At 36.6% G+C, this 18323-nt stretch carries 15 protein-coding genes; 4 read left to right on the top strand and 11 right to left on the bottom strand.

What is annotated here, in order from left to right:
* Nucleotides 1-7: 7 nt before the first annotated feature.
* The 7 genes from AC0QT4_RS02725 to AC0QT4_RS02695 form a co-directional block, all read right to left on the bottom strand.
* Nucleotides 8-574, bottom strand: coding sequence for a F0F1 ATP synthase subunit B (locus AC0QT4_RS02725; RefSeq protein WP_473200191.1), 567 nt, complete (start codon nucleotides 572-574; stop codon nucleotides 8-10).
* 130 nt (nucleotides 575-704) lie between these two features.
* Nucleotides 705-935: a F0F1 ATP synthase subunit C gene (locus AC0QT4_RS02720; RefSeq protein ID WP_006589457.1), complete on the bottom strand. Its 231-nt coding sequence runs from the start codon at nucleotides 933-935 to the stop codon at nucleotides 705-707.
* 60 nt (nucleotides 936-995) lie between these two features.
* Nucleotides 996-1754: a F0F1 ATP synthase subunit A gene (locus AC0QT4_RS02715; protein WP_473200190.1), complete on the bottom strand. Its 759-nt coding sequence runs from the start codon at nucleotides 1752-1754 to the stop codon at nucleotides 996-998.
* A 7-nt stretch (nucleotides 1755-1761) separates the two neighbouring features.
* Nucleotides 1762-2187 carry an AtpZ/AtpI family protein gene (locus AC0QT4_RS02710; protein WP_473200189.1) on the bottom strand — a complete coding sequence of 142 codons (426 nt, stop codon included), beginning with the start codon at nucleotides 2185-2187 and terminating at the stop codon, nucleotides 1762-1764.
* 991 nt (nucleotides 2188-3178) lie between these two features.
* The gene (der, locus tag AC0QT4_RS02705; protein WP_473200188.1) at nucleotides 3179-4609 is read right to left on the bottom strand and encodes a ribosome biogenesis GTPase Der; all 1431 of its coding nucleotides are present in this window, start codon (nucleotides 4607-4609) and stop codon (nucleotides 3179-3181) included.
* A 4-nt stretch (nucleotides 4610-4613) separates the two neighbouring features.
* Nucleotides 4614-5285 carry a DUF2659 family protein gene (locus AC0QT4_RS02700; protein WP_473200187.1) on the bottom strand — a complete coding sequence of 224 codons (672 nt, stop codon included), beginning with the start codon at nucleotides 5283-5285 and terminating at the stop codon, nucleotides 4614-4616.
* A gap of 611 nt (nucleotides 5286-5896) precedes the next feature.
* Nucleotides 5897-7669, bottom strand: a complete 1773-nt coding sequence (locus tag AC0QT4_RS02695) for an SLC13 family permease (RefSeq protein ID WP_473200186.1) — start codon at nucleotides 7667-7669, stop codon at nucleotides 5897-5899.
* 379 nt (nucleotides 7670-8048) lie between these two features.
* Between AC0QT4_RS02695 and AC0QT4_RS02690 the strand changes: the two genes are divergently transcribed.
* Together AC0QT4_RS02690 and nhaA are read left to right on the top strand one after the other, a co-directional pair.
* Nucleotides 8049-9740 (top strand): hypothetical protein, encoded by a 1692-nt coding sequence (locus AC0QT4_RS02690; RefSeq protein WP_473200236.1) that lies wholly within the window; start codon nucleotides 8049-8051, stop codon nucleotides 9738-9740.
* Nucleotides 9741-9896: 156 nt separating this feature from the next.
* A complete protein-coding gene (gene nhaA / locus AC0QT4_RS02685; RefSeq protein ID WP_473200185.1) occupies nucleotides 9897-11255 on the top strand; it encodes a Na+/H+ antiporter NhaA in 1359 nt (452 codons plus the stop codon).
* An 894-nt stretch (nucleotides 11256-12149) separates the two neighbouring features.
* Here nhaA and AC0QT4_RS02680 read toward each other — a convergent pair.
* Complete coding sequence (locus AC0QT4_RS02680) at nucleotides 12150-13406, bottom strand: aspartate kinase (protein WP_473200184.1); 1257 nt, start codon at nucleotides 13404-13406, stop codon at nucleotides 12150-12152.
* Nucleotides 13407-13602: 196 nt separating this feature from the next.
* Here AC0QT4_RS02680 and ubiG point away from each other — a divergent pair, with 196 nt between their 5' ends.
* Nucleotides 13603-14346 carry a bifunctional 2-polyprenyl-6-hydroxyphenol methylase/3-demethylubiquinol 3-O-methyltransferase UbiG gene (gene ubiG / locus AC0QT4_RS02675; RefSeq protein WP_473200183.1) on the top strand — a complete coding sequence of 248 codons (744 nt, stop codon included), beginning with the start codon at nucleotides 13603-13605 and terminating at the stop codon, nucleotides 14344-14346.
* A gap of 11 nt (nucleotides 14347-14357) precedes the next feature.
* Here the strand turns inward: ubiG and grxC are convergent, their stop codons facing one another.
* Both grxC and AC0QT4_RS02665 read right to left on the bottom strand, forming a co-directional pair.
* Entirely contained in the window at nucleotides 14358-14621 is a 264-nt protein-coding gene (grxC, locus tag AC0QT4_RS02670; protein ID WP_473200182.1) for a glutaredoxin 3, read from the bottom strand.
* A gap of 44 nt (nucleotides 14622-14665) precedes the next feature.
* On the bottom strand, nucleotides 14666-15451 hold the full coding sequence (locus tag AC0QT4_RS02665; RefSeq protein WP_473200181.1) for a ComF family protein: 786 nt from the start codon (nucleotides 15449-15451) through the stop codon (nucleotides 14666-14668).
* Nucleotides 15452-15635: 184 nt separating this feature from the next.
* Here AC0QT4_RS02665 and AC0QT4_RS02660 point away from each other — a divergent pair, with 184 nt between their 5' ends.
* A complete protein-coding gene (locus tag AC0QT4_RS02660; protein ID WP_473200235.1) occupies nucleotides 15636-16520 on the top strand; it encodes a methyltransferase domain-containing protein in 885 nt (294 codons plus the stop codon).
* A gap of 14 nt (nucleotides 16521-16534) precedes the next feature.
* On the opposite strand, the gene AC0QT4_RS02655 is transcribed toward AC0QT4_RS02660, so the two are convergent.
* Nucleotides 16535-17890: an L-cystine transporter gene (locus AC0QT4_RS02655; protein WP_473200180.1), complete on the bottom strand. Its 1356-nt coding sequence runs from the start codon at nucleotides 17888-17890 to the stop codon at nucleotides 16535-16537.
* Nucleotides 17891-18323: the final 433 nt, after the last annotated feature.

Here is an 18323-nt window from a genome sequence, read left to right as displayed (position 1 = left end):
GTATCCTTCAGTAATCCGCAACTTTAATAACTGAACGAACAGCCTCTTTACTGATATTAACATCTGTCAATTTTTTTACAATTTCAAGAGTCACTTCCTCAGCGATAGAACCAACATTTTGCATAGCCTTATCTCGAATTCTCATTATCTGTTTTTCAGCATCTGCTAGTTTTTTTTCTAAGTTTTCTTCAACTTCCTTTCGCTCAAGCTCAACCTTTCCTTTTAATTCCTCACTAGCCGCTTGCGCTATAACATGAGCCTGCAAACGTGCTTCTGCCAATTTCCGCTCATAAGTTTCAACTACAGTATCGGCTTCCTGCTTCATACGCATTGCCTGATCCAAATCAGAAGCAATACGATCTCGACGTGTTTCAATAACACTGCCAATACGAGGCACAATTACACGAGAAATAAAGAGATAAAAAAGTCCAAAAGAAATCGCTAACCAAAAAAAGTGCGAACCAAAATGCACGAAATCAAAAGGTGGAAACACACGATCTGCATGCCCTGTTACACTTCTGATATGCTCTATCGGCTTTTCAGTGGTTTGTGCATAAGCGCTGGCAATAAACATCTTATTCATCCTTCAACAACTTACTCCCCTTGTAACCGATGACAACTAATATTCTTTTATTCTTTACTTTAATAGATAAAAGGGCACACCAACCTCTTCTGAGAAAATAGGCACACCCTCTTTATAGTGATTAAACTGCAAAAAGTAGCAACAAAGCAATAAGCAATGAAAAAATACCCAAAGCCTCTGTCACAGCAAAACCAAAGACGAGACGACCAAATTGACTATCTGCTGCTGATGGATTGCGTAATGCACCAGAAAGATAGCTACCAAAAATATTTCCAAGGCCCAAAGCTGTCCCCGCCATACCAAAGCAAGCAAGCCCAGCGCCAATATATTTTGCTGCAAGCACTAATTCCATATTATTCTCCTTTAAATTTAAAGCGAAATTGCACCATTTGACGGAAAACCGCCAGTTCTATTAATGTCCTGGATGAACTGCATCATTAAGATACATACATGTTAAAACTGTAAAAACATAAGCTTGAAGAAACGCTACCAAAAATTCAAGAGCAGTAATCGCTACAGTCATGATAAGTGGTAAAATAGAACCACCAACACCTACGATTCCTACCCCAATCATTGAGACAATGAAACCAGAAAATACTTTGAGAGTAATATGACCAGCAAGCATATTCGCAAAAAGACGCAATGAAAGACTGATAGGACGAGACAGAAAAGAAATAACCTCAATCATGGTAACTAAGGGCAAAACCACAACCGGCACACCACTGGGAACAAACAGTCTCAAAAAACTGATCCCATGCTTATAAAAACCATAACCTATCACCGTTAAAATAACAACCATAGCCAATGAAAAGGTAATCATAATCTGAGAGGTAATCGTATAAAAATAAGGGAAAAGACCAATAAAATTAGCAACCAAAATAAAAGTAAATAGGGAAAAAACTAAAGGAAAAAATCGCATTCCCTGTACACCAGATGATTCCCGCAAAGTTGACGCTACAAATTCATACGCCATTTCTGAAAGAGATTGCATTCGTGTTGGAACTAACCCACGACTTGATGATGAAAAAAAGAGAAAAACCGAAGTCACAAAAACTGTAGCGACTATAAAAAGCGATACATTCGTAAAAGACAAATCCATATTTCCTATGGAAATTTTAATAAGCCGTGAAATCTCAAATTGATGAATCGGATCTGGAGCGTGCGATGTCACTTCAACCTCATTTATCAGACCTTTTATCGGCCCCTTTATCTTGGCGCGATGCGCCCTTTTGCCCTAATTGACTGGAGGCAACATACCCCACAGACCGAAGAATACTCAATACACCAGCTGCAAATCCAAGAAAAAGAAAAAACACCAATCCCCATGGCAATGAACCTGCTAATTTATCAAAACCCAACCCCAAAACAGCACCTACAACAACACTCGCTAAAAACTCACTGGAAAGTTTAACCGCACGTGCCACCCCTCTTTGTGACTCTCCACTCTCCCTGTCACCTTTTCGCTCTTTTAATGCGCTCTTACGCATTAAAGCGCTCTCTAAGCTTTTCTTACGACATTCCAAATCCTCTGAACGAAAGCACTCTCTATAAACTTCTTCTTCGGACTCCTGCAGCGGCACACTTGGTTCACTGCTTTTCGCCATAATTGGCTCCTTAATCAAAGAAAACTATGATTGTCTTACAAAACCGTGCGCATCATATTGTGCTCGAATTTATTCGTCAAGATGCTAAAAGAAATCTATCACAATTTATCACATAAATAACGCATTTTCTAATTTTATGGGTTCAGTCATTCACGCACCTCTAAATAGTAGTAACCATAACCTACAGACACTGCATTGCTATATCATCTTTAGTCAACACTATCGCTCTTTATGACATAACTATTAGAAATATATTGGGAAAATACCCTTTACAAGAATTTAAATATTGCACATTTTTTCATCATTAATAAATAAAAAATGGCATCAATTAAGACTTCGGTATCCTTTAATACATAAGAGAGTTTGGAATGTAAGATACGTTATGTAATAGATTTACATAAACACAATTTTAAGATGCGTACTACAACATTTCGTAAAATTGTAATAAATTTTTTCAGTCTTTCTCTCGACATTTAAAGGTTGATCGTTTTGGAAAAGTTTTTCGTTTTTATTGAAAGAGATCAACGTAAAATTAGCAGATCTGCCAAATAATTATAGAGACTAAAAACTTCCTTTCCACAAGCCAGTGCCATAATCATTTCTTCTAGATTGTTTCTTCTAGACCTCAGTTATTGCACCGGCTGCGTATTAAGATAATTTCCTTAAATAGAGTGTATTTTTTTCAAATAATTTTGATTTACCCGCTGCTCCGTTTTACAGCGTGTAAGAATAAAAGTTTTCTTTTTTGGATTAAGGAAAATTAGAATACAAAAGCGTTACTGTCTTATAATTATTTATTGACTCTAACAACAAATTGCCTTTTTATAAATAAATACACTCCTTAATCAAAGAAATATAATTTATTTATCAAAGATAACGGCATTATTTGTCGATAATGAGCAAATTATTTTCGATAGTTAAACATTGTTATTTATAAAAAGACTTAATTTTTTAAACGCAGATTTCATTCACTTAAAAAACAGAGCAGAAATTATTTCTTTTTGGAACGTGATGCAAAAGGATTATCCGATGCCCGTAACGATATGCGAATTGGAACACCAGGCATATCAAATGTATCTCGCAATCCATTAGAAAGGTAACGTAAATATGATTGAGGCATTACCTTTGGCCGTGAACAAGAAATCACAAATCCAGGAGGACGTGTTTTAACTTGTGTGATATATTTAACCTTAAGACGGCGCCCCGAAATTGCAGGTGGTGGATGATGCGCCACAACAGTTTCAAGCCATCTATTCAATTTTCCCGTAGAAATACGACGATTCCACACACGATGCATCATCGTAATATTTTCCATGAGTTTATCAATCCCTTGACTGTATTGTCCCGATAAAGGGACAGCTCTCAAACCACGAACCTGCGGAAGAAGACGACTACATTTCTCATGTAAATCAATCAATGTTATTTGACGATTTTCAATAAGATCCCATTTGTTAAAAGCAATAAGTGGAACACGCCCTTCTCGAATCACAAGATCAGCAATTTGCAAATCCTGTTTTTCAAAAGGTGCAGTTGCATCAAAAACGATTACTACCACCTCTGCAAAACGAATTGCACGTAAAGTATCCGCAACGGAAAGTTTTTCTAACTTTTCTTGGATTTTTGATTTTCGACGCAAACCTGCAGTATCAAAAAGTTTAATATGACGACCACGCCATTCCCAATCTACAGAAATGGAATCACGTGTAAGCCCTGCTTCAGGACCTGTTAACAATCGATCTTGTTTCAACATACTATTGATGAGGGTTGATTTTCCTGTATTTGGACGCCCCGCAATTGCGATACGAATGGATTTACTTTCATCGTAAACAAATCCACCCTTCTCTAAATCATCATCTATATCATCGCCAACAGATACAGCTTGTACAGCAACATATGCTTCTTCGTTGTTGCTTTCAAAAGCACGCTTTTTCCCAACAGCTTCTATAATTGCATCACGAAGACCCGTAAGCCCCAAACCATGCTCAGCAGATATTGGACAAGGCTCACCCAAACCTAAGGACCAAGCTTCGTATTCTCCCCCCGTAGCTGCCTTAGACTCAGACTTATTAGCAACAAGCACAATTGGTTTTCCTGATTTACGAACCAGTGAAGCAAAATTTAAATCACTCGGCGTTATTCCGCTCTTCGCATCAAACACAAATAAAATAAGATCTGCTTCATCAATAGCTGCTTTTGTATGAGAACGCATACGACCTTCAAGTGTATGATCACCTGATTCTTCTAGACCCGCCGTATCAATCACATCAAAACGTAAATCTTGCAGTTTTGCCGCATGAATACGCCGATCACGTGTAACGCCTGGCTTATCATCAACCAAAGCCAATTTTTGCCCAACCAAACGATTAAAGAGCGTTGACTTCCCAACATTGGGGCGACCAACTATAGCAATGGTAAGGCTCATAAATTTATTCCTTATTTGCCTTGCCCTCAGCTTGTATAAGCTCAAGCATAATTCGAGCCCGATCTTTTATTTTTAATCCTAGAGCACCGTCTTCAGAAACTTTTCGAAAATAAGCAACTGCCTCATCCATTTTATTTGCTTTATAGGCTGCTAAGCCCAAAGCCTCTCTTGCAGACATACACATAGGATCAATATCATTCGCCATATCTTTAACACGCTTCTTGACATCATCGAAGGTCCCTGTATCAACCAAAATATAAGCTGCTCGAATTTTTGCAACTTTTCGCAAAATTTGTGGCGCGGTTTCATCCGCTGCAACAGAATCAAAGACCTCCACCGATTTAACAGCATTACCTTGTTCCATAAGTAAAGAAGCCTCACGTAAACGAGCAAGAAAAGGATACCCTCCAAAATTAGAGGCTTTAACATTTTCCAATTGCTTTATCGCCTCATCAAAATGGCGCGTATCCGCAAACTCAAGGCTTTTTAAAAATGTATCACCAATATGACCGGCTTTTTTTATTTGCTCATGATGATAAATTTGATAGGTAACGACCATCAGTATAAAAAGAATGATTGCCCCAATAATTGAAAAACCATAACGTCTCCAAAAAGCAAGAGCCTTTTCCTGACGAAATTCTGCATTAACTTCAGCAATAAAACTATCATACGACATAGAGCATACCTTGAAAAAAAATACTTTTCTATGCTTTTAAGCATAAATGAACAAAGATGGTAGTCCTAATTAACTAAAAAACTTAAAATTCCTCACTTATTGGGCTTAAATCAATGTGTATCCGAATTGATTGGACTTTTATAACCGCTTCAATAAAAAACGATGTAACTCCCTTTTGGTTCATATTATAGTTTTTATATCTTTTTTTTATAAAAAATTTCCCACTACCTTCATATCTATCATATATGCTTGCCCATAATCGCGAAAGCTATTTTGAATCTACTCATCATCACATATAGGAAAATGCCTTTAAAATCGTTATGTACAATGATTGTATTGTATTTTCTACAGATCCGCTGTAGAATTACAGTGGTAAAGCAACACATTTAAAAAGTATTTATTAAAGAGATATCGTTTAATTTTCATAATTGAAAATATCTATCACAAAATAAACAGTTTTTATTGTGAAGATAAAAGAAATTCCAGCGCTTTATGATAAAATACGATCAAAATCCAAACTTTCGGCAAAACCCTTTGCATAAAATATATCTCTTTAAATTTATCTTATTTGCGACCTTTCATGATTCAGACTGAACAACTTCTAAAATACTTTATTGTAATGGCCAAATCCACATGAGCATTGGAACAGCAACAAGGACGATCAACACTGCCAATGGAGATCCAAAACGTGGATAATCACTAAAACGATATCCCCCCGGAGCCATCACAAGCATATTACTTTGATGTCCAATAGGAGTAAGAAACTCACACCCTGCACCAATTGCAACAGCCATCAGAAAAGCCTCCGGTTTATAATTGAGGGAATGGGCAAAACTTGAAGCAATTGGTGCTACCATCATAACTGTCGCGGCATTATTCAAAAATGGTGTTACCAACATGGCTGTTACCAACATAAGTGCTAATGCACCAGACGGTGGAAAAAATACCGCTAATTGGCTAAGCCACTGACCTATAAGATCCGTACATCCTGTCTTCTCTAGTGCTTCACTCACCGGAATAAGAGCTGCTAGTAAGACTAATATTTGTCCATCTAATGCTTGATACAAATCACGCGCTGGCAAAACACGAAATATAACCATTGCAGCGGCAGCAGAAAAAAAAGAAAAGGCTACTGGAATAATATGAAAAGCGGTACAAATGATTGCTATAAAGAGAATAGCTAAAGAGACGAAACCATGTCGTAAATTACCAAATACAATATTACGCTTGGCTAAGGGCAAACATTTCAATTCTCGTAATAATTTTGGAATAACCGCATCTTGTCCCTGTAAGACAATCACATCTCCAAGATGGAAGGCAATATCACCAAGCCTCTCCCGCACCCTTTCATGTTGACGACTTAACGCAAGTAAATTCACATCATAGCGATCAAACAGTGCGAAGTCTTTTGCACTAATGCCAATAAGGGGTGAATTATGTGTAACAACTGCCTCAATAATGTCAACATCGCTGTCCTTATCTCCCGTGGGAAGGGTCCGGCCAGAAAAAAATTCCAAACGAGCAGAATTCATCACACTCTCTAGCCCTGTATGTGAACCTTCCAGTAAAACAATATCATTTTCAGATAAAATAAAATCTGGCAATGGTGAAATGGACACTTTGTTTCTAATGACTTGAATCACCATAACATCACCACCTGATGGTTTAACGAGATCAACAATCGTTTTTCCTACAATCGGTGAATTTGTTGGAATATATGCTTCTGAAATATAGTTTCGAATATCAATAGCATCATCAAACGATACACCTGAACGTACACGTACAGGTAAGCGCCAAGAGAAAAAGACCAAATATAATACACCAGCAGTAGCAACAGCTGCACCAACGGGCGTAAAATCAAACATGGTAAAAGGGGCCCCTGTTAACCGTTCTTGCATAGCCGAAATAACAACGTTAGGAGACGTTCCTATCTGTGTCATAAGACCACCCAACAAAGAACCAAATGCCATGGGCATTAAAAAGACAGAAGGCGAAACCTGAGAACGACGAGCAAATTGAAAAGCAATAGGAAGCATGATAGCCAAAGCACCAATGTTTTTCACAAACATTGACAACAGTACGACAGAAATAACCAAAAAAGCTAATTGAAGGCGCACTGATTTCACATCTGGCCATATCCGTTGGATAATAAACTCCATTATACCAGAACGCGATACAGCCGTACTAACAACAAACACACTCCCTACAATAATAACAATATCATTGCTAAAACCGCTAAAAGCCTCCTTCGGACTGACAAGGCCAACGATGCAAGAAACCAATAATGTACAAATAGCGACAAGATCATAACGAAATCGATCCCAAATAAAAACAACCATCATGAAACCAATGATAGAAAACGCCATTATTTGATTTTCTGTCATGAGACCCATCTCTCCCCAGATTATAATGAACACAGATATGTTTTAACTATTCTTATAAACACCAGCAAGATAAAAGCAGCTATGGATACATTTTAAAGCGGTTTAAATCGATAAAAATTATAATTAATATATAATTCCCTCTCCCCATCGTATAAGTATTTTCTTATAAAATACTGCAAACGCAAACAAAGAAAACTGATAAGAGTTAATAAAAGCGTATTGCAAAAAATATAAAAATGATTCACTATATCAAAGAGTGAGTAAAAGTAGATAACTGTTGAAACTGATATACGCTATATCTTAACATTTATCATTCCTTAAAAAATCTATCTCCCCTCCTATGACTATGAGAGTGTGATACAAAGCGAAAGAAGAAATGATGACCAATCTTAATAGCGGGTATAAAGGGAATCTAAGATACTGGTTAACTTGTATTATTGGATTTTTTTCTATCTTAGCAATTATAGTCGTCGGGGGCTTTTATATAGCAAAGCCCTACCTTGACAGTTTTGTAAGACGAGAAATAGCCCGTCGTTCTATAAAGGCAGAGACATCTGAAGTCAGCATCCTTGGAAAAATCAATTTGACAAATGTTACGCTGCCGCTCCCTGCTGGCGCATCACTTAAAATTGGTGCTATTTCTGCTCGTCCCCCTATTTCCTTTATTCCTGGGGCTTTCACACTTTACAATGTTGATTTAAAGCATCATGATATTCACGTACAAATTCCCCAGATTTCTCTTAACAGTGTCTCATTAAAAGAAAAAGATACTGCGATTACATCACGTCTTTTGCAATCAATTATGCGTATTGAACTTTCTTCAATTATTGCACCGAACATACTGCTTTCTATAGAAAATGAGAACAAACTAACCGAAAAAATTGAAGTAAAGAATTTTCAGCTTTCTGATTTTAAAAATGGCCATATTGGTTCTGTCAGCTTCAAAAATATGGACCTTAATATGACAGCTAAAAATGCTGAAAAGCAAATGCATATTATCACCAAAAGTGATGCAATAGAAGCACGCGATATTGATATAAGCTTTGCTGATTTGTTTATTTTAGGAAGAAGTAATTCTATCAATCAAGTCAAAAACATTACCGGTCCTCTTTCTATAAAAAATCTAATAGTTAATACTTTTGAAGGAGAAGGAGAGAATATCTCTTTCTCTCTTGGTCAATTTAAAACATCTGGTCTAAAGATGAAACCGCTTGAACAGACAGTTAAAAAATTGATCAAAGATCACTTAAACGAAAAAAAATTAAATAACAAGAAAACTGAAAAAAGAATACGGCGTGATCTTCTCATAGATAACTTGTTCACCGTTACCTTAGCTGATGCAGAAGTGAATAACTTCAAAATTGATACACCACAGTTTAAAGAAACACTCGAGTCACTCCGATTCACACAAGGCTTATGGAAGCAGCCTATACCCAAAAAGCTTTTTATTTCTTTTAAGAACTTTTCAATTTTACCTAAAAAAATGAAAGAAGAAAACTTAGAGCTTTTCAAAAAAATAGGTATCGAACACTTTGATTTTTCAGAAAAAATTGATATTTCTTATGATGAAACAAAGCAGACGCTTTCTCTCAATGCAATGTCTTTCAACATAAAAAATGTTGGATCTGGAAAAGTATCAGCGAAGCTTGTTAATGTTGATGAAAAATTTTTTTCTGCTCAAAAAGATTTAATGATTGCTGCTTCTCAAAACCTTGGCATCACTGATATTGATATTAGCTATACAGATGATGGTTTCATTGATAAGCTTTTTTCTTATCTTGCACGAAATCTCGGTGATACAAAACATGATCTCAAAAAAGAACTCTATGACAATTTTTATCTGATGATGACGCAAACCCCAAAAATATTGCTCAAAGATCATAAAGAAGCTGAAAATATTTCAAATTCTCTTGGAGACTTTGCTAAAAATCCTCAAACATTGACCATTAAAATAAAAGCAAAAGACAACAAAGCTCTCACAATAACCGATCTTGAAAATGCACTACAAAATGATTTGTCCTCAGCTTTGGATAAAGTGCATCTCACTATCAAGAATAAAGCATCACCTTAAAAAAAGAGTGTTCCGCTTCGAATATAAATATTCTTGTCTATAAGTTTAAGAGCTTTATTCCTCTTTTTTCTTTTCTATGATAGAAGAAAGTATCGTACAGAGTAGTTTACACAAAAAGATATATACTGGTAAAATTGTCGATACTTGGAGTTGTTCATGTCTGATTTATCTTCAAATCGCTTGCCTAATCGTGCTTCTCGTGTCACAAATCAAGCACTTTCTGCTATTGAGCGTTTCCTTCATATTGAAGCTCTCAGCGGAATTGTTCTCTTATTAGCTGCTGCTGCTGCACTCATTCTTGCCAATTCTGATTATGCTTCTCTCTATGAATCCTTCTGGCATACACCTTTTGGCTTTAACTTTGGCCATTTCACCCTCTCATGGGATTTGCATTTCTGGGTTAATGATGCTCTCATGACTATTTTCTTTCTCGTCGCGGGAATGGAAATTCGGCGTGAGATTCATGAAGGAGCTCTTGCTGATTTTAAACAAGCAATTTTGCCAATTATTGCAGCAGTCGGTGGAGTTTGCCTCCCTGCAATTATCTATTTCAGCTTCAATTTTAATGGGGGACATACAAATGGTTGGGCTGTGCCAACGGCAACAGATATTGCTTTTGCACTAGGTATTCTTGCTCTTCTTGGGAAAAAAATTCCTTCTAATCTTCATATCATTCTCTTATCCTTGGCAATTATTGATGATATCATCGCTGTTCTTATTATTGCTTTCTTCTACTCCACAAACATTGATCCTAGTGGTTTAATCATCGCCTCAGCGGGTATTGCCTTAGTGTTATTCTTTCAATGGATTGGTCTCGCTTCAGCATGGCTCTACATTCTACCTGGTGCAATTATTTGGTGGGGATTAATGGCAACAGGTGTTCACCCATCACTTGCTGGTGTGATTTTAGGTATGATGACCCCTGTTTTTCCTACCCGAACGTTAGTTGCGCCGCTCACCATGTTAAGCAATGCGATGCAAATTCTTCAAGAAAAAAATGTAAAAACAGACCTGCATCATATCTCCACTGCATTGAAAAAAATGCGCAAAGGACAACGTGATATGATTGCACCAGTAATACGTGTCCAGAAAGCATTGCATCCATGGGTCGCATACGGCGTGATGCCGATTTTTGCTTTTGCAAATGCTGGGGTTAGTTTTGCAAATTTTGACCTTTCTTCTCATGAATCATTCTTAATTATACTTGGTGTTGTTATTGGTCTCTTTGTTGGTAAGCCTATGGGTATCATTATTGCAAGTTATTTAGCAGTAAAATCAGGGCTATGTCGTCTGCCTCCTCAAATGACTTGGACAGGTGTTTTGCTCATTGGATTGTTAGCAGGAATTGGCTTTACAATGTCTATCTTTGTTTCAATGCTTGCTTTTAAGGATATCATCTTACTTGATTCTGCAAAAATTGGTGTCCTTTGTGGATCTGGTTTATCTGCTCTTGTCGGCCTTGGTTATGGGTTCATTTACATTAAGCGTAATAAAAAAATTTCTCATAATTCTTAGCAATTCAAAGAATAATGCTCTTTATAATACTTCTTAAAAAAACGGTTTGGTCCATTTTTTGAACTGTAATTTAGAGTAATCATAGAAACGAAGAAAGGGAAATTTCTCCCTTAATTTATTTCTTTACCATGAAATAAAAGAAAAAGATTATCCTCTTTAAAAATTATTTCACTTTACTGATAAACTCTGTCAAAAATATTTAATCAAAAATAAGGCGTGATTTGCATAAAATAATGCATCTCTTATTAAAACATTGAAAGCTTAATTAAAGTAAAGAAATAGTGTCTCTCAAAATAATTAACAAACAAGAAATACAAAACAAATTGTTCATTGCAAGCATTTGTACCAAAATAGATGACAATTTCGAATATCTCAACTCATTATTACTATAATTGTGCAAGATTGGGGTTTCATAGCAAAGCGCATGTCATTTGATGTATTGAGAACTATGAAAAAGATTTTATTATGTTTGATGTAAATGAACCCATAACAAAAGCTAAAAAAGCTTTAGTGCCTTTGTTAAATTGAAGATATTTCTTTACGAGTCATTATTGCACAAATCTTTATTTTAGATTTTTATTCACGTTCATGGAGAAGAATAAACTAAATCCACGAGATTCACATAAAATTTTTAAAACCCCTGTAAGAAAAGCAAACTGTTAATGAAAAATATCTCATCAATTCCATTTTGCGTAATTTCATAAATAATCTAAAATCAAACCTGATGAATTCTATAATTTTGCTGAGCATTCATAAAGCTTTCTACCTAACAGGCATATTTGAACAAGTCGCAAACTTTTCCTCTCCTGCTAAACGTTTAGTAGAAAGTCTGGAGTTTCCTACAGATATGAATGCTTCATATTATCTAGAAATCTTTTTCAAGATAAAAAGTTTTTAACCCTTATCAAGCCCATAAACAGCATGTAATGTTCTAACTGCAAGCTCAGTATAAGCGCTGTCAATCAAAATAGAAATTTTAATCTCGGAAGTTGTGATTGCTTGAATATTAATACCTTTCTCAGCCAAAGCTTGAAATGCTGTAGCCGCAACACCTGCATGGCTGCGCATTCCAATACCAATAACAGATACCTTGGCAAGATCTCTTTCAAATTGGATAACATCAAATCCAATTTCTTTACGATTTTTCTTAAGAAGGGCAACCGCTTTATCTACATCCGTTGATGGTACAGTAAAAGTCATATCGGTTTTTGAACCATCTTCAGAAATATTTTGTACAATCATATCAACATTAATTCGCGCTTCAGACAAAGGTCCAAAAATTGCTGCAGAGATCCCTGGGCGATCTGCTAATCGACGGAGAGAAATTTGTGCTTCATCCTTAGCAAAAGCAATACCAGTAACATTTTGTTGTTCCACAATTTCCTCCTCATCGCAAATAAGTGTTCCAGAAGAATTCATTGAATCATCCATGCCTAATGCATCGGGATCCTCAAAACTTGAGCGCACGAAAGTACGAACTTTATGAACCATTGCCAATTCAACAGAACGAACCTGTAAAACTTTTGCTCCAAGAGAAGCCATTTCTAGCATTTCTTCAAAAGCAACTTTTGGTAAACGACGTGCCTTAGGTTCTATACGCGGATCCGTTGTATAAACGCCATCCACATCTGTATAAATATCACAGCGATCAGCCTGTATAGCTGCCGCTATAGCAACAGCACTCGTATCTGATCCACCACGCCCTAAAGTAGAAACCCGATTATCCGGAGCCAATCCCTGAAAACCAGCAATAACAGCTACCTGACCTTCTTGAAAACGCTCTATTAAAAAAGAACCATCAATATCTGTAATCCGTGCACTGCTATGTGCGCTATCCGTATGAATAGGAATTTGCCAACCAAGCCATGAACGTGCATTTATTCCCATTGCTTGAAGTGTAAGAGCCAACAAACCTGCCGTTACCTGCTCACCAGAAGCAACAACGACATCATATTCATAAGCATCTTTATTTATTGGCGAAGCATCACATGTCCACTGAACAAGCTCATTAGTTTTCCCAGCCATCGCGGATACGACAACTGCAACTTCATTTCCTGCGTCTACCTCTCTTTTAACATGCCGTGCAACATTATGAATACGTTCAATATCTGCTACAGACGTTCCACCAAATTTCATGACAATCCGTGCCATCAATAACACTCTTACCTTTATATTTCTTATCTCAAACAACCGTAAAAATAAGAACTCACTCTCGTATCAACAAATCACTTTTTCACATATAGAATATCTACCATTTGTGCAAGTTCAGTTATGTTTATATTAATTTCTCTTGACTTTATAATAAAATCTACCTGACTTGATCATAAAAAAGTAAAAGGAGAGCAACATGATAAATAAAATGCGTACCACCATCGATCAAAATGAAATTGATCATTTTTCACGTATTTCTGCCGAATGGTGGGATCCTCAAGGAAAATTTCGTCCACTTCATCAATTCAATCCCACTCGTCTTGCTTATATCAGAGAAAAAATCTGTTTAGAATTTAATCGCGATCCTGTTTCACTCATGCCCTTCAAAAATTTGAGAATTCTTGATATTGGCTGTGGTGGTGGTTTGTTGTGCGAACCAATGGCACGTCTTGGTGCTACGGTTGTGGGAGCTGATGCGGCACAGACCAATATTGAAGTCGCAAAAATCCACGCAGCCCAAAGTGATCTTTCCATTGATTACCGTACAACTACTGCAGAAACATTAGCCAATGAAGGAGAGCACTTTGATATCATTCTCAATATGGAGGTTGTTGAACATGTATCTGATGTTAACCTTTTCATGGCTGCCACAGCAAAAATGCTTAAACCACAAGGGTTGATGTTTGTCTCAACACTCAATCGTACGTGGAAAGCATGGGGATTAGCTATTATAGGTGCTGAATATATTTTACATTGGCTTCCGAAAGGAACTCATGACTATAAAAAGTTCCTAAAACCCCAGGAACTTAAGAATCTCTTATCAAAAAACACTTTAGCTGTCATCGATCAGATCGGTATTACTTACAATCCATTAAATGACAGCTGGAATCGCTCAAAAGATATGAATGTTAACTATATGCTTCTTGCAAAAAAGCCTTAGGAAAAGATAATCTACAAGTCCTCTATGTCTTGCAACAAAGAATTGAGCTTCCCTTCATCTTCTAGAGCATAAAGATCATCACAACCGCCAACATGATAATCACCTATAAAGATTTGTGGAAATGTGTTGCGCCCATTTGCTCGCTGCACCATTTCTTCGCGAAGAGTTGTTGATGCATCAATATCTTTATATTTCACTCCTTTTTTATCAAGCAAATCACGTGCCCTCGTGCAATAAGGACAGTTAGGGCGTGTATAAAGTACTATCTGTTTCATAATTATTCTCCCATGTTTTTTAATAAGTCAATTTTAAGATCTTCTCAAGAATTAGGAACCAGAGAGGTCTCTTTTAAGACACGTGAAAATGTTAACACATCAACCTGTCGTGCACCTGCACGTTTTAATGTTGCAGCTGCTGCTGTAACGGTCGCACCTGTTGTAAAAACATCATCAATCAGCAAAATAGAACGTCCCTTTAGATGTTTTTTAACTTTGTGTGGCACCTCAAAGGCATTTAATACATTTAGCTTCCGCTCTCTCGCTGATAAATTCACCTGCGGACGGGTATGTCGACTCCGCACAAGCCAACCCGGTTTAAAATTTTTTTTCTGCGCTCCTGCAATATAACGAGCAAGCTCTGCAGATTGATTGTAACGTCTTTTCAAAAAACGACGAAAATGCAAGGGAACGGAGATAATAACATCACACTCATTAATAATCTCGCGCCCAGCAGATATCATCCAATTGGCCATAAAAGATGCTAATTCTATATGATCACTATATTTCAATCGCGTTACCAAAGCTTGCGCTATCCCCTTATGAACAATAGCCGAACGAACACGCGAAAAAGGAAAAGAACTTTTAAGAGCTTCACCACTGAGAAAACCTTCCCCCATATCACAAACAAAAGGAATTCCCATAACAGGACAATAAGGTTTTGTGATAAACTGAAGACCTTTCCAACATTCGGAGCAAATCGTACCATAAGCGGAAACGCTTTGCTTGCATCCAAGACAAATTGGCGGATACAAAATTGTTAGCAAGCGCTCAATCAACTTGCTTAATATATTTCCGCTAGTTAAAGCTATTTCTTGAAAGCACAACATTAATTTAGGCTTTTACAGCTTCCCTGCACAAAAAAATCTTTTATACTTTTTAATTTTAATTCCTTTAAAAACTCTTACCTTTTATAAATTTGTTTTTCTTTCACATCATGAGCTTGATAGAGCTGGCATAAAATGAACCTTTGTAAAATATTCTTTGAATCATAGATCGAAAGTCATGAACGATATGCCACATCCTTTAATTTTTGATCATGATCGTATTGAGCAATTTCGCAAACGTGCTTTCAAAAAAGCAAAAGAAGGATATGATTTTTTATTGTCCTACATGGCGGAGGATCTGTATAAACGTCTCTGTACTATTAATCGTTTCTTTACATTAGCTCTCGATTTACACAGCCATACAGATCTTGCAGCGCAAGCTTTATTGAAATCTGGAAAAGTCCATTCCATAGAACGCGTTGAAACTGACATACTTTATCAAAGCCATGACAAAAAATTTCATTTGCGTCCTCGAGAATTTCTTGACTTTCCTCAAAATTATTGTGATCTCATCGTTTCACTTCTTTCATTACAATTGACTAATGATACCCCTGGTATCCTTAGTCAGATAAAAAATATTCTGAAACCAGATGGATTATTCCTAGCTGTTATGGCTGGAGCTGGCACACTTATGGAGTTACGTGAATCTCTCCTACAAGCTGAAGTTGAAATCTATGGCGGAGCAAGTCCTAGAATCTATCCTTTTGCCGACATTCGTGAGATAGGAGCCCTTTTACAGCGTGTTGGTTTTGCTCTACCTGTCGCAGATATTGAAGATGTCACAATACGCTATAATACAATGTTTGATCTTATAAATGACCTTAAAACTATGGGAATGCAAAATGCACTCATCAATCGCTCACGGCGCCCTGTATCTAAGCGCTTTTTTCTCCGAGCCGCTGAAATCTATGCACAAAAATTTAGCGATCCTGATGGACGGATCCGTGCACATTTTTCTTTTATTTGGCTTTCTGGTTGGACTCCTCATCCAAATCAACAAAAACCGATAAAGCCAGGCTCAGCGCAAATATCTCTCGCAAGTGTTTTAAGGAAAGAACACAAAAAACTATAAACTCCACATGAGAATTACTTTTCAAAGGTGTTTTTATCCGTTACCCCTAACATTTGACTGGTTATAGTTCCAGCCAACATTGAATCGCTTACATTGAGAGCTGTACGCCCCATATCAATTAAGGGTTCGATAGACATGAGAACAGCAACCAAAGAAACAGGTAATCCCATTATTGGCAATACAATCAATGCTGCAAAAATAGCACCACCACCAACACCAGCTACACCAATAGAACTCAACGTTACAACACCAACAAGAGTAGCAATCCAAGTAGGATCAAAGGGATTAATACCCATAGAGGGTGCTATCATGGTTGCAAGCATCGCTGGATAAATACCGGCACAACCATTTTGGCCAATTGTTGCTCCAAAAGAGGCTGCAAAACTCGCTATTGACTGTGGTACACCAATCCATTGCGTTTGAGCCTCAATATTCAAAGGAATACTTGCAGCACTTGAACGGCTACTAAAAGCAAATGTCAAAACAGGCAAAACCTTTTTGAAAAAACGAAACGGATTAATTCCTGATATGCCAAGCAACACACCATGAATTCCAAACATAAAGATAATGCTAATGTAGGAAGCGATGCTAAAAACCAATAAATCTAAAATATCCGCAACACGTGAGGTTGCTCCTACCTTCGTCATAAGGGCAAAAATACCATAGGGTGTCAAAGCAATCACAATACGGACTAACCGCGTAATCCAAGCTTGTGCCACTTGAATGAATAAAAGCGCTTTTTCTCCCTGTTCGGAATCATCTTTCTTTAAAAGAAGAGCTGCTGCTCCTAAAAAGGATGCAAAAATAACAACACCTATAATTGATGTACGTTTGACTCCACTTAATTCAGCAAATGGATTTTTAGGAATCAAGGATAAAATCATCTTTGGAATATTCATGTCTCCAAGTTGAGAAATACGATCATCGAGAAGAGTAGAAACATTTTGCCCTTCATGCACCAAACCATTCGCTGTTAATCCGAAAAAATTAACTACAAAAATGCCGACCAATGCTGAAAGAGCCGTTGTAAAAAGCAATATTGAAATGGTCATTATGCTCATTTTACCAACAGCATAAACAGAATGCAAATGAGCAACTGCTGAGACGATAGAGACAAAAACCAATGGCATAACAATCATTTGGAGTAATAAGATATAGCCATTACCAACAATGTTAAACCATTCAACAGATTTCAATAACGTGGCTTCACCTTCTCCATAAATAATCTGTAAAACACTTCCAAAAAGTATGCCAAGGATAAGCCCTAACATAACACGTAGTGAAAGACTCCATTTCATCCTGTTACTTTGAGTAAGCAAGAATAAGAAAATAACAAATAAAAATAAATTGATGAAAAAATTAAATGCCATTGTTTATGCCCACTCTTGTTATGCTTGATAGTGAATATTATGCATAGCCTAAAATCAATGCATAATATTCAAAAATAAAATACAAAGTTTACAACACTTTTACAAAATCACTATTTTTAAAGTTATCGGTTAGAAGAGAATTTTTTGCCTATTAATAGCTCTTGGAAGGAAATAAAAAATCAAATGAGTTCATTTTCCGATTATTTATAAAATTTTACTCTTAAGAGAAAGACTTCTAATAAAGAATCAAAATATCAACATCTTCTATTCCATTTCAATAATAAAAGAACGCTTTTAATACGCCTTAAGATTTGAATGACGCCATTATTCTTTCTTACGATTTGAAGGAAGCAAATCCTTCCCAAAATAATAAAGATACCGCCAACAATCCCATGACTTGTTTTTCTAAAAATACAATAACAAACTAAGCTAT

This window comes from Bartonella sp. EBT8 (assembly GCF_055796165.1).
Note: the sequence above shows the minus strand (reverse complement) of the source record. Positions and strands in the feature narration are given on the sequence as shown.